The following is a 13,204-nucleotide window of genomic DNA, read 5'->3' as shown; positions in this document are numbered from 1 at the left end:
ATTTAATTTTTAAAAGTAAGTCAGATTACCGTCCCCTACTGTAATCTAGCTTACTTTTGTTAAAGCGCTTCCACAATAAAGATGTTGTCCAAATTTTTAGATATATTGCTTTTTTAGTGAAATGAATGACGAGCAGTCCCAGGAACACTTTTGAGCTTCTTATCTTTTAAAAGTAATAAATCCCCCACATTTTGGAAGTGAGGGATTTATACTATTACACATATTTGCGATTATAATCATAAAGAAGCCATAAAAGACCTGTTAAACCAAGCAGCATGATGCCGAGTTCCAACTTTCCCGCAGTCTTTTGACCAATCATGATGAACACAAGACAAAGTATGAACACCACTAATTTAATTAAAATGAGCAAACTAGTCTTCATGAGAAAAATCCTCCCATTTAATTTCACTAGGTGCGAGCGTCGTTGATTTGCCCATTCCCTTTCCATCATAGACAATCGTTGTTTGTTCTTTCATCGAATTATTGACAATCGCCATTTTTCCTATCGATGGATAAGCATGAACTTCGCAATAAATATTGCTCGCGTGGAATTTATGGAACTCTTCCTCTTTATGGGCCGCATAAAATAATGCTCTCATCAATAGCCTTGTGTTTTCTTCGTTATAGGGAAGTCCTGCAATATAAACTGCTCTTCCTTTTCCAAACGGATGACTCGTTAGATGGACTTCTCCATCGGAATACTCAATGATTTCTGTGTCCTCTGATAAGGCATAAATATTTTTCATGCCTTCGCCAAAATCAAACCGGCTACTGTCAGCAGAAATAAAATGTTCTTTGACTGGAGTAACAAAATACTTGTCCGTCGATAGACTGAATCCAAGTTCTTTGTCCACACCTAAGGCCCCAGCCAGTTGGAAGAAGTGTCCTTCATGCTGATAAGCTGTTGGTTCGCCAATTCCAATGAAGCCACCACCGTTATGAATCCAGGCTCTAATCGTAGTAACTAATTTTTCATTTTTCCAATATTCTCCCCCAGAAAAAGCAGTTCCTGCATCCCCGGCATTAATAATGACATCCACATCGGCAGGGACTCCGTCATTGATTACATCGTCAAAGCTGATAAAGGAAACATCAACGGAAGCACCGCTTAAGGATTCTAATACACCTAAATAAGAATAGATTTGTTTATACCACAAGGCATGGGCCACCATATGGGTCTGCCACGTCCTTAACTTGCCCCAGGAGTTTAAAATGGCCACCTTTAACCCGCTATACGGTGTTACACCCTTGATTGTGCCATAAATTTTGCGAAATTCATCGGTAACTTTCTCGATATAATCTACAAAGTCTGGAAATTTATAAGCTAAACTCAAATAACCTCCATAACCGATGCGGTCAACAGGGTTCCTCAAAATTGCTCTTCGCGCCGTTAACCAATTTTCATTTGCTTCTATTACCGGGTTGTTCCCTTCATAAAAGGTATCCGGGAAGAAATAAGGCAAGAATCGACCTTCTGTATATCGAACATGTGGGATATCAGCAATCATACGTAACGTAGCACCACTGCCGACACTTCCGACCACAGCATCTAATCCAATGTTTTCAAAGTATTTTCCATACGGCTCCGTTCCAATCCAGTTATCACCAAGGAACATCATGGCCTCCTTACCGCTTTCATGGACAATATCCACCAGTTTTTTTGCTTCTTCCGCAACAAACTTTTGGATAAAGTCCATATAATCCAAAAAGGCCTGAGTTGGAACTCGAAACGACGTATTGTAATAGCCTTGGTCTACAATGTCTTCTGGTCTTAGAGGATATCCCTTTTCCTTTTCAAAAGCGTCCATTGCTGCAACAGAAACACTGGCACCATATCCAAACCAATCGACAAATTTTTCTTTGCCGAGATTATTAAATACCAGTGTAAAATGGTAGAAAAACGTGGTAAACCTCACGACATCTGTATCAGGGTTATCTAAGAGCCATTGTTTTAAATAGGTCCTCATATATTCATTGGAGAATGGTCCTCTGACATCAAAGGGGATATCATGGGGCTTATCGCCCCAATTGTTGGTGATATGATTATACATTTGGGTTGGGTCCCAAATAGCATAGACTAAGAAGGAAACCGTGTATTCATGCCAAGGTATCGCATCCTTGATCAGCACACGATCCGTCACTTCATTTACCTCCCAGTCATTTATATCAACCACTTCACCAGTTGTCCGATCGATGACTTCCCAGTACTTCTTGGGGTCATGAACGTAATCCGGCTGTAATTGTTCCTTAAAATAGCCGTTCATAAAATCAATTTCCAATGTTTCCGTAAGGGCCGTATTGAACAAGCTCATTAAGTACAACTGCTGGCATTCTTCCATATGTTCCTTAGCAAAATGGTTATGCCCCCGCGCAACAAAATAGGTTGTATAAATTTTTGCATCCAATTGTTTAATCTCATCATCCAACTTGGTTCCGTCGCTGTCACGAATGGCATCTGCACCCCAGCGCATCATTAATTCTTTCGTCTCTTTTAAAAAGTTTTCTTCGCTTGGTAATGTAACGCGGCCCGTTTTCTTTTCCATGTAAATCCTCCTCTAGTCTTTTAAACCGCCAAGGGTCATCCCTTGTGTCAATTTTTTTTGAACAATCATATATAAAATCAAGGTTGGCAGCATGACGAGAACCATTCCCGCATACATTTGCCCGTAATTAGCTGCCGATTTCTGCGCTGCCATTAAGTTCATTAGTCCAACTGGCAAAGTCTTATTTGGACCGGGAATTAATGTCAGGGCAATAATGTATTCATTCCAAAAGGCAAGGAAATTAAATAAGATCACAGCAATAATGCTTGGACGAGCCATTGGAATCATAATCTTAATCATCGTTTTAAAATAGCCAGCTCCATCGACAAGTGCTGCCTCCTCATACGTCGATGGTAGCGATTGAAAATAACTCGATAATAAGTAGATGGTAAAAGGCAGGGCAGTCGCCGCATATACAACAGCTAATACAAATAAATTATCTAATAGAAATCCATCTCCAAATTGTTCACGTAAAAAGGTATCTCCGTCTAATAACATTAAGAAAATAGGAACGACAATATAGTTTACATTGATAAATAATCCGGCCTTAAATAGGGAATTCATGATTTTGCTTCCTCTAAAGGTATATCTAGCCAGTACATAAGCTGCCGGTAAGGCAAATAACAATAAAATGAGTAACGCCCCGGCTGTAACCAACACAGAATTCAACATATAGGTCCCCATGTTCGCTTTTTCGAAAGCATCGAAAAAGTTCTGAAAATAGAACCCGTTCGGCATCGACCATGGACTGCCATAAAACTCCTTATTTTGTTTAATAGAAGCTAAAAAGACCCACCCAACCGGGATAATAATAGAAATGGCTAATGTGATTAGTGCGACATAAATAAATAAACGATAAATCTTTTCTGCACTCATGCCTGTTTGTTTTTTCATTGTTTACGGACCCCCTAATACTCCAGCACGTCCCGTTTTGTGATCTGGCTGATGATTGCCGATAATGCGAATGAAAATATAAAGATTGCGACCCCTATTGCCATCCCATAACCGTAAGAAGAATTGGTATATGCCTGCTTATACATATAGCTTAAAAATACCTCTGTCGCACCATCCGGCCCACCGCCGGTCATTGCTTGGACAAGTAGAAAACTTAAATTAATGGTACTGATAATAAAAAAGGTCAGCGTAGTCCGGATGTTGTTCCAAATCAGCGGTAAGGTAATACTAAAAAATTGCCTGATCCGTCCTGCCCCTTCCAAAGCAGATGCCTCATAAAAGCTTTCGGGGATACTCGCCATACTGGACATATACATCACCATGTAGTATCCTATCGCCTGCCAAACGAGCGCCCCGCCGATACTATAAAGGGCAATTTTTTGGTTGCCAAGCCACATTTTCTGTAGGTTATCAAGGTTAAATAACCCAAGAAGATTATTCAATAAACCTGTTGTCGGGTCATATACAGCGGAAAAAATCCCGGCGATGACCACAACCGATAAGATATTTGGAATATAGAATATAATCCGGAACAAGTTATTCCCTTTCATGTTTTCCCTTGTTAACAAACTGGCAAATAATATGGCAACGACCATTGTAATCAGTGTGACCAACACAATGAGGACAATGCTATTTTGAAGAGATCGAATGAAGTTCAGATCATTCCATAAAATTTTAAAATTATCTAACCCTACAAATACCTTATTGTTCGAAAAACCTCCCCACTTATATAAGGACATTCGAAATACCTGAATAGTAGGTACAATCATAAAAAGGGTAAGTAAAATCAACGCTGGTACTGTACAAACAAAGATAAAAATCCTTTTTTCCATCGTTTTATTCATTTTTTTCACCTCAGCTTAAAAAATGTCGACTCCTTGAACCTTACCAGCCTTGGCTATGGTCAAAATCATTCTCAAAGTCAATAAATCCTCCAAAACTACTAATAAATATAACGGTGAGGAAAGTAACTCACCGTTATACTAGTGAACTATTATTTTAACGCGGAGCGCAATTGGTCACTGACTTTTTCAACAGCCTTTTGCCATTCTTTTACCGTTTTATCGCCTGTAACAATACTATCAATCGAATGGAATAATGTATCCGCCATACTAACACCCTCAACCGCTTCTGTTGCAGCAAACCCACCCATACCAGCTTTTGCTCCGGAATCATATATACTATAGAAGAGTTTATTGTCACCAGTCAGTTTTTCAGAGATTCCTTCAATTGGTTGAATAGCTCCAGATTGGGCAAAGATTTCTGCTGCTTTATCTGAATATACAAAGGTTAAAAAGTCCTTCGCAGCATCTTTATTCTTAGCTTGGGCTGGGACCCACATTTGTTCGAAGAATGTAAAAGCATAACGGTCACCGCCATTTTCAATCGCCGGCAGCGAAGTCATCCCCCATTCAAAGCCCTTAGCTCTCGGAGCGTCTTTCATTTCACCAACAACCCATGTACCATTTGGCATAAATAATGCTTTATTATCAAGAATCAATTGCTGGTTTTTTGTATAGTCTTTGTCATTTGCATTCGCAACAGTTGTTGGAGCAGTATATTTTGCTAATTTTCCGATAATGTTAAATACCTTTGTGGCTTCAGGGGTTTCCCAAATGCCCTTTTCATATTTCATTGCCTTATTGTAAAAATCAGGTCCGCCCACCTCTAATAGTAGAGAGTAGAAGAAGGCATCAAAGTAACCGGTAGTAGGATACGTGAACAAAGAGATTCCTTCTGCTTTCGCTTTGTCGCCCAACGCCCACATCTCATCCCAAGTTTTTGGTACTTCCCAGCCTTTTTCTTTAAATAAAGCAGTATTATAGAATAAACCGGTTGGGCTATAAAACATTGGTGCCATGTATGTTTTACCGTCGTTATAAGGATTCGTTGCCAGTGTATCGGTAAAACCTGGGACTAATTTATCCTTTACTCTAACGTTTTCACCATATACGTTCTTGTTGAAAACATCCGTAATATCTTCTAAACCTTTATCTTTAATTAACGTTTCTGTTAATGCCATTTTTCTTCCTGTTGCTAATAAGACCGCATCCGGATAATCGCCAGCTTTCATTTTCGGGCTAATGACATCCTCCAGATTCTTATCAACGGTTAGATCCACGTCCACCTTTGGATTGGCAGCTTCATAGGCATCGACCACTTTCGTCCACATCTCTTTTCCATATGCCGATTCAAGCGCTGCAACATGAAGAGTTTGTTTTTTGCTGGAGGTTTCACCATTAGAACTATCAACCTTACTGCTTTGACAGGCTATTAAACTAACAGATAACACTGCCGACATACCAGCTAACAATACTTTCTTTTTCATCTTTTTCGTCCCCCTTTTTTCCTATTTATAGGAAAAGTATACAAATGAAAAAACGCTTTCACAATAAACATCTTGTTTAGTTTTTTAGATATCTTGCTTTCCGTTGTAATAATTCACTAAAAAAACTATACTTTAAGAAATAGCCTGCTTTCGAAGGAGGTAATCCAATGTCAAACGAGATTTATGAGATTCCACATGCGGGGAAAGGCCATCTCCCTGTAAAACTTCTTTATGTAACAAAAGCAAAGTTTGATAAAGATTGGCACAGTACCAATCACACCCACCATTTCACTGAACTATTGTATATCACCAGGGGGAAAGGGTCGTTTATCTTCTCCAAAGAGGAGATTCCTGTTAAGGAACATGATGTGATTGTCATTAATCCGAATGTTGAACACACAGAAAAGTCAGGTGCCGAGCACCCCCTTGAATACATTGCATTAGGAATTCAAGGGCTTGCTTTTTCCTCTCCGGATGATCCGGGAAAACAGGTAACCTTTTTTAATTTTAAACAGGAGCAAAGGCCCTATCTCTTTTATCTGCAGCAATTAGTAGAAGAAGCCGAGAATCAAAAAGAAGACTATGAATTAATCATCCACGACATCCTGGAAATTTTACTGCTAAAAATGATGAGAAAAAAAGCATTTCACTTAGAAAAAATCTCCTCGACGAAAAAGATTAGTAAAGACGTAGCTTTTATCAAAAATTACATCAAACAACATTTTCGTGAGGAAATCAATTTGGATATATTGGCAGAAGCTGGACATATCAATAAATACTATCTCGCCCATTCCTTCAAAAAATCAGTCGGCGTATCACCCATTGAATATCTAATTCAAACCCGTATTAGAGAAAGTAAAATATTGCTTGAAACCACCAATTACCCGATATCAAATATCGCAACCATTACCGGTTTCTCTTCTCAGTCTTTTTTTGCTCAATCCTTTAAGCGCGTCACGAATCTTTCTCCAACGCAATACCGCAATGCCAAGAACACGAAGAAAAATAAACCGAAAAAATCAATAAGTAAAATGAAATGAAACAAGGGACGGTTATTTTGCCCCTCCTTAAGCAAAAAAATCGTCCCTTTCATTTACCCGGAGATTTTGTCAAACCATGGGCTTGCTGTCTCCTTTAAAACGATGTTTAATTCTTCGATATTTTTTCTGCCAGTATCTCGCAGCCATGCACGGCCTGCCTGTTCACCATTTTCAGCAAATGGGGCAACGCCATTTTTCCATGTTGCGCGTCCACAGAGGACACCGTTAAAAGTTGATCCCGATTCCTTTGCAAACCTAAGGGTTTGTTGGAACAATTCTGCACTTACGCCAGCACTTAAATAAATAAAGGGCAACTCAGTCACTTCACTTTGCTCCCTAAAATAAGCAGCCGCTTCTTCTTGGCTATAGGCTGTTTCACCTTGTGCAAACCCTTCCACAAAATTCATATCCACCGGTACCTCTACCTTTAATACATCCACTTTGTATTGAGGTTTAGAGAATTCCTTCATTGCCCCAATGACCTTATGCGGCTTCACTTTAGCGTATTCTAAACCTTTCACATCATCATTCTTGGCATCGTAGGAAACAATCTCCAGAAAGAAAGGAATATCTTCTGCTTCACACTCAGAGCCAACTCTTTCCATATAAACATGTTTAAAGTCATTAATACTTTCATCTTCATCCACATCATAATACAGTAAAAATTTAACCGCATCTGCCCCAGCTTCCTTAAGACGTCTAACGGACCATTCTGTTAATAAATCTGGCAAACGCCCCACCGTCGCTGCATCATAGCCAGTCTTTTCATAGGCTACAAGTAACCCTGCATCTGAATCGCGGACTTTTGCAGCTGGCAGACCATATTCCGGATCTAATAGAATCGATGTTGCGTAAGGTGTTAACTCTTCAGAAACCAATTCTTTAAAGCGAATGATTCCCTCATCCCCTACAGTGGTTGAACTTCCTGCCGCAATCATCTTCTTTAATGAACCACGTTGGTCAATTGCCAAAGCGCCAATAATCCCATTCTCATCTGATAAACGTTTAAGGGCAGCTAATTTATTTCCTGTTAATGCCAACATTCGACTATCACCTCTATTAATCTATTTTTCTAACCTCTATTAATTCAAAAATTGAACTGAATTTAACAAGATTTATATAACCAGTTCCCGCTTCCATCGTATTGAGGATACCAGTCGCCATTGCTGTTTTTAGGACGGCAGGAACGTCTTGTTTTTGTTTTAGTGCAACTGCTAATCCGGCAACAGTCGCATCACCTGAACCCACAGGACTCACAACGTCGATTTTGGGAATATGAACCTGATAATATTCATTATTTTGCTTTACTAAAGCTCCTTCTGCTCCCATCGAGACGACAATCCATTCGATTCCATGAAATAACTCAATTGCTAGCAATTGCTTCAGGTTTCTTATGTTTTCATTTAATTCCATATCAAAAAGCTGGATTAACTCATGGATATTCGGTTTAATGGCAAATGGTTTTACAGTATGGGTCAAAACCTGCTTCAATGATTCTCCTGATGTATCAACAATTACGGGAGTTCCCTTCTCTCTGCCCATTTCGACCATCTTCAGATAAAAATCACTTCCAAGCCCCCTAGGTAAACTCCCTGATATGGTTACAAGTGAAGCTTTTGACAGAAGTTCCTCATATTTTCTTAAAAAGGCTTCCCCCTCATCTACTGATAGGGTCGGCCCCGATTCTAGAATTTCCGTTTGCATGCCCTCATGAAGAATCGCGATACAGTTCCTTGATTCTTGATTAATTCTAAAAAAATTATTTTTAATCCCGCTTTTATTTAGCTCCTGTGTAATGTAATCACCAATGGTTCCGCCTAGAACGCCTGTTGCTAGGACATCCTCGCCCAGCTGGCTGACTACCCGGGCTACATTTACCCCTTTTCCTCCAGCGGTTTTTCGAGCATCTTTGACACGATTCACATCATCTAGTTTGAAATCTTGAATTGGATAGGATATATCGACAGATGGATTCATCGTCACAGCCAAGATCATGATTCTCCCTCTTTCCCAGAGAAGTCGTTAACATGAAAACGACAAATACCATCAAGATACGTAGCTATTAACTCCATTTCAGGGGTCAACACAATAAAATCCGCAGCATAACCAGTTGCAATCATTCCACATTCCCCATCGATGCCAATGCTTTTTGCAGGTGCTGTACTTGCCATATAGATGGCTTCCTCCGGGGCAGCAATTCCCCAATCGACAACATTTTTGACTGCCTCTTTCAATTGCAAGATGCTGCCCGCTAAACTTCCGGTTTCTAAACGGGCCGCCCCGTTCTTAACTTCTACTGGAAATTCACCAAGCTGATAGCGGCCTTCCGGCATACCGCCGGCCATCATACAATCGGTGACCATCACTGTCTCTTGTCTGCCACGGGCATTCATTAAAATGTTAGCGGCAACAGGGTCGACATGATGTCCGTCACAAATAATCTCTGCAAATACTTCCGGCAGGTTCATCGCAGCGCCAACCATTCCCGGCTCACGATGATGCAGTCCGCTCATGCCATTAAATGTATGCACAAAAATGGATGCACCTTTCTCAACCGCATACTTCGCCTCAGCGTATGTCGCATTACTATGGGCTAATGCCACCGTAACTTGTTGGTTGACAGCATGCTCAATAAATTCCAATGCACCTTTTCTTTCCGGCGCAAGGGCAATTTTTTTTATAAAATGGTTCGAATTCCTTTGCCATATTTCCAGCATATCGATAGAAGGATCACAGAAATACTTTGTATTTTGGGCACCTTTATGTTTTTCTGTAAAAAATGGTCCCTCTAAAAAGATCCCTTTAATTTTGGCCCCTTGAACTTTGGTATAATTTTCACCAATCATTGTTACTACTTCGTTCAATATTTCCGGCGAAGAAGTTAGCGTGGTGGGCAAAAACGATGTCACTCCGCACGAAAGCATACCCTCGGAAATTCCCTTCAATCCCTCAAAATCGTTGTCCATGATATCATGATTCTTAAAACCATGAATGTGTGTGTCGACTAACCCCGGAGCTATCCATTTTCCTGCATGATTGATGACATCAGCCGATTCAGATGGCAAAGTCACATAATATGAACCGAATTTACCGTCTTTAATTTCCAAATATCCTGGGCCAGCCACCCCATCTTCAAGGAAGAACATGTCCGCAAACACAAATTGTCCCATATCTGCACCTCTGTTTAGGAAAGGAAGCGGCCAAGCAGCCCTTTCCAGTTGATTTACTTATATTCGTGAATGGTAACACCTTTAACGACACGATTAACCGTTCCGCTTGGTGAAGGAGTATCCGGCTTATTTCCAACCTTAATTGAAGAAAACAAGGCGATAGTTTGCCCGAACATGACATATGGTAATGAGAGATAGGCATCTGGTACATTTCGCCCATCACTATCGAATAGGAATGTATCGCCAGCATAATTGTCGTCCCCATCCACCGAGACCGCACATATGAGACTCGCAATTTGATCCTGTCTTAATTCATTTAACATATCGAGGTCGTAACGGCGCGTGTAGGGTTGGTTGGAAACAAAGACAAATACTACTGATTTTTCATTTACAAATGATTTTGGACCATGGCGAAATCCAAGTGAGGAATCAAAGGATGTAGCTATCTTACCGGCTGTTAATTCCAAAATCTTTAATTGCACCTCTCTCGCCAGCCCCTCAAAGCCACCTGAACCAAGATAGATAATTCGATCAAATTCAGTTGAAATCATTTGTTCTATATCTGCCGATCTGCTGATAACACTTTCGCCCAAACGGCGGATGGTTTCAACCATGTTCAACTTTTCTTCCATGGATAACGTATCAAAAATGAGCAGTGCCGTCAGGGCCATACATGTATAGCTTCCAGTCATTGCAAAGCCTTGATCATTGGACCTTTCAGGCATCAATAATAAAAGATTATTTTCATCTTGCCCTGCCCGTTGAGCTAATTCCCCATCCTTAGAGCAAGTAATGGTAATTTGATAAAGATTTGAGACCACTTGTTCCGCTAGCCGGACTGTCGCAACACTTTCGGGACTATTCCCGCTTCTTGCAAAAGAAATCAATAAGGTTGGGATATCCGGATTTAAGAATTGATACGGATTTGATACGATTGCAGTTGTAGGAACGCTCATCAAGTCCCACTGTTTCTCATCAATTTTCCCCTTCAAATAAGGGGTCACTGTGTCACCCACATAAGCGGAAGTTCCGGCCCCTGTAAAAATAACCCGGATACGATTGTGCTTTTCTGTTAGACTTTGTAAAAATAATTTAACCTTAAGACTCTTAGCAGAGTACAATGCAAAGGTTTCGCCCCATAATTCCGGTTGTTGCTTGATTTCGGCAGTTGTAATCGAGGCTCCTAATGGCATTAATATATCCTGACTTAAACTAAACATATAGACACTCCTTTAATAATTTTTAGTTTCCTTCAAATACCCTTAATCCAGCCCCAATCACCCCGTTATTCTGCATCATCGTACTAATCGACATGTTGCTTAAGAGATGGTTTTGTTCAGGAATTTGGTATGATTTTAGTTTTTCAACAATGATTTCAAGCAAGAAAGGGTTATGGGCGATGACACTCCCTCCAAATACCACTTGATGTGGATCCAGTAAGCTGGAAATAGAGTAAATTCCTTGGGCCCAATTGTCAGTTACCTCATCAATGATAGGCTGATACTTACCCTCCATGCTTTTATATCGTTCAAAGACATCCTTTGCTGATAGATTCGCCAGTTGCAATTGCTTTTGTGCAAATTTTTCAATCCCTGGTCCAGCAGATACCTCTTCCAGTCTCTTTAATGTATTTGTCACCTTTGAAAAAACAGGAATTAACCCTAGCTCTCCGGCAAAACCCGCTCCTCGCAAAAATGTACCATTATGAATAATCGAGCAGGATATTCCTGTACTGATGGTTACATAGACAAAGGTTTCATCATTTTTCCCTTTGGCTGCTATCCACTCGGCAAAGGCCGCCATATAAACATCATTGTCAATCGTAATCCGCTGAAGTCCGAACTGCTCCCGTATACGGGCCATAAGAGGAAACTGGGGCCATGGTAAATTATTTTGAAAAACGGCAATCCCTCGTTCACGGTCGACCTTCCCAGGTACACCGACACCAATACCTTCCATATCCGAGATGTTATACGTAGTATCCAATAAAACCTGGTTGACCGCTTCAATCACTCTGGTAAACATCTTCTCCCTGTCTGAAGGGTCACTTTTTACCTCCGTCTTTTTCAATATTTCCCCTGTTTCCGAAACGATGGCGGCTGCTATTTTCGTTCCGCCAATATCAATACCAATTGCCTTTTTCATGTTCTTGCACCCCTGCACTTGAAATTGGAATAATGGAGTTTGCCTGTACCGTTTTTATAAAATTAGTATCAGTAAATCAATTTATGTAACGTTGGGTTGTTGGTATAAGTATAATAGATGAAAAACTCATAGACTGGATGCTATGAGTACAGTAACTTCATAATCTTATTATATCACCTTAACTTGTAGGGTCAACCCAACAAATAATAATTACATACGGCCCCTTGACCGTATGTAATATGTTTATTTTCCACCAGTAACAGCAATCCCCTCAATAAATTGCTTTTGCAGGAAGATGAAAAGAATGAGCATCGGTAAAATGGCTAAAAAGGAACCAGCCATTAGAATCGGATAGTTTGTCAAATATTGTCCTTGGAGTGAGGACAATCCAACTGATAGAGTCATAGATTCAGTAGAACTATTTACAATCATTGGCCACATTAATTCATTCCAGCTCCAAAGAGTCGTAAAAATCCCTAATGCGATTAAACCTGGTTTGGCAAGCGGCAGCATAATCCTCCAATAAATTTGGAAATGGTTACAGCCGTCAAGCCGAGCGGCCTCCTCAAGTTCCTTTGGCAGCCCCATAAAGAATTGGCGTAAAAGAAACGTACCAAATGCACTAAACAAACCGGGTACAATCACAGCTTGCAACGAATTCAGCCAGCCTAATTTCACCATAATCATATATTGCGGCAATAAAAACACTTGCCCGGGTACCATTAATACGGCTAAAGCTAATAAAAACAGAAAGTTCCTGCCCGGAAATTCGATTCGAGCAAAAGCATAAGCCGCCAATGAACACAAAAACAATTGGCCGACAGTCCGTAGTACCGTAATAATGATGGTATTAAACATAAATTTAAAAAAGGGCAGCAGTCCGAATACCTCTTTATAGTTTCCCCATTGGAATTCCTTTGGAATCAATACGGGTGGAACATGAATGGACTCAGCATACGTTTTTAACGAGGTGAGAATCATCCAGATAAAGGGCAAAACCATTTCCACAGCCCCTATAATAAG

12 protein-coding genes are annotated in these 13,204 nt (G+C 40.3%); 1 reads left to right on the top strand and 11 read right to left on the bottom strand.

Going from position 1 to position 13,204, the window contains the following annotated elements:
- Window positions 1–214: 214 nt before the first annotated feature.
- The 5 genes from RCG21_RS33105 to RCG21_RS33085 all read right to left on the bottom strand — a co-directional run bounded on the left by RCG21_RS33105 (window position 215) and on the right by RCG21_RS33085 (window position 5,826).
- Window positions 215–382 carry a DUF6903 family protein gene (locus RCG21_RS33105; protein WP_308914647.1) on the bottom strand — a complete coding sequence of 56 codons (168 nt, stop codon included), beginning with the start codon at window positions 380–382 and terminating at the stop codon, window positions 215–217.
- Window positions 372–2,543, bottom strand: coding sequence for a 1,3-beta-galactosyl-N-acetylhexosamine phosphorylase (gene gnpA, locus RCG21_RS33100; RefSeq protein ID WP_308914646.1), 2,172 nt, complete (start codon window positions 2,541–2,543; stop codon window positions 372–374). Before gnpA ends, RCG21_RS33105 begins: the two co-directional genes overlap by 11 nt.
- A 12-nt stretch (window positions 2,544–2,555) precedes the next feature.
- The gene (locus RCG21_RS33095) at window positions 2,556–3,437 is read right to left on the bottom strand and encodes a carbohydrate ABC transporter permease (protein WP_308914645.1); all 882 of its coding nucleotides are present in this window, start codon (window positions 3,435–3,437) and stop codon (window positions 2,556–2,558) included.
- Window positions 3,438–3,451: 14 nt separating this feature from the next.
- On the bottom strand, window positions 3,452–4,342 hold the full coding sequence (locus RCG21_RS33090) for a carbohydrate ABC transporter permease (protein WP_308914644.1): 891 nt from the start codon (window positions 4,340–4,342) through the stop codon (window positions 3,452–3,454).
- Between the two features lie 149 nt (window positions 4,343–4,491).
- Complete coding sequence (locus RCG21_RS33085; RefSeq protein ID WP_308914643.1) at window positions 4,492–5,826, bottom strand: carbohydrate ABC transporter substrate-binding protein; 1,335 nt, start codon at window positions 5,824–5,826, stop codon at window positions 4,492–4,494.
- A 167-nt stretch (window positions 5,827–5,993) separates the two neighbouring features.
- Between RCG21_RS33085 and RCG21_RS33080 the strand changes: the two genes are divergently transcribed.
- A complete protein-coding gene (locus RCG21_RS33080; RefSeq protein WP_308914642.1) occupies window positions 5,994–6,866 on the top strand; it encodes a helix-turn-helix domain-containing protein in 873 nt (290 codons plus the stop codon).
- 53 nt (window positions 6,867–6,919) lie between these two features.
- Here the strand turns inward: RCG21_RS33080 and lacD are convergent, their stop codons facing one another.
- From lacD to RCG21_RS33050, 6 genes are all read right to left on the bottom strand, one after another.
- Window positions 6,920–7,909 carry a tagatose-bisphosphate aldolase gene (gene lacD, locus RCG21_RS33075; RefSeq protein WP_308914641.1) on the bottom strand — a complete coding sequence of 330 codons (990 nt, stop codon included), beginning with the start codon at window positions 7,907–7,909 and terminating at the stop codon, window positions 6,920–6,922.
- Window positions 7,910–7,925: 16 nt separating this feature from the next.
- Window positions 7,926–8,861, bottom strand: coding sequence for a tagatose-6-phosphate kinase (lacC, locus tag RCG21_RS33070; RefSeq protein ID WP_308914640.1), 936 nt, complete (start codon window positions 8,859–8,861; stop codon window positions 7,926–7,928).
- Window positions 8,858–10,036, bottom strand: a complete 1,179-nt coding sequence (gene nagA, locus RCG21_RS33065) for an N-acetylglucosamine-6-phosphate deacetylase (RefSeq protein ID WP_308914639.1) — start codon at window positions 10,034–10,036, stop codon at window positions 8,858–8,860. Before nagA ends, lacC begins: the two co-directional genes overlap by 4 nt.
- A gap of 53 nt (window positions 10,037–10,089) precedes the next feature.
- The gene (locus RCG21_RS33060) at window positions 10,090–11,256 is read right to left on the bottom strand and encodes an SIS domain-containing protein (RefSeq protein ID WP_308914638.1); all 1,167 of its coding nucleotides are present in this window, start codon (window positions 11,254–11,256) and stop codon (window positions 10,090–10,092) included.
- Window positions 11,257–11,278: 22 nt separating this feature from the next.
- The gene (locus RCG21_RS33055) at window positions 11,279–12,181 is read right to left on the bottom strand and encodes an ROK family protein (protein ID WP_308914637.1); all 903 of its coding nucleotides are present in this window, start codon (window positions 12,179–12,181) and stop codon (window positions 11,279–11,281) included.
- Between the two features lie 243 nt (window positions 12,182–12,424).
- Entirely contained in the window at window positions 12,425–13,183 is a 759-nt protein-coding gene (locus RCG21_RS33050) for a carbohydrate ABC transporter permease (RefSeq protein WP_308914717.1), read from the bottom strand.
- Window positions 13,184–13,204: the final 21 nt, after the last annotated feature.

Source organism: Bacillus salipaludis, from assembly GCF_030938565.1.
Lineage (GTDB): Bacteria > Bacillota > Bacilli > Bacillales > Cytobacillaceae > Neobacillus > Neobacillus salipaludis_A.
This window is presented reverse-complemented; position numbering and strand designations above follow the sequence as displayed.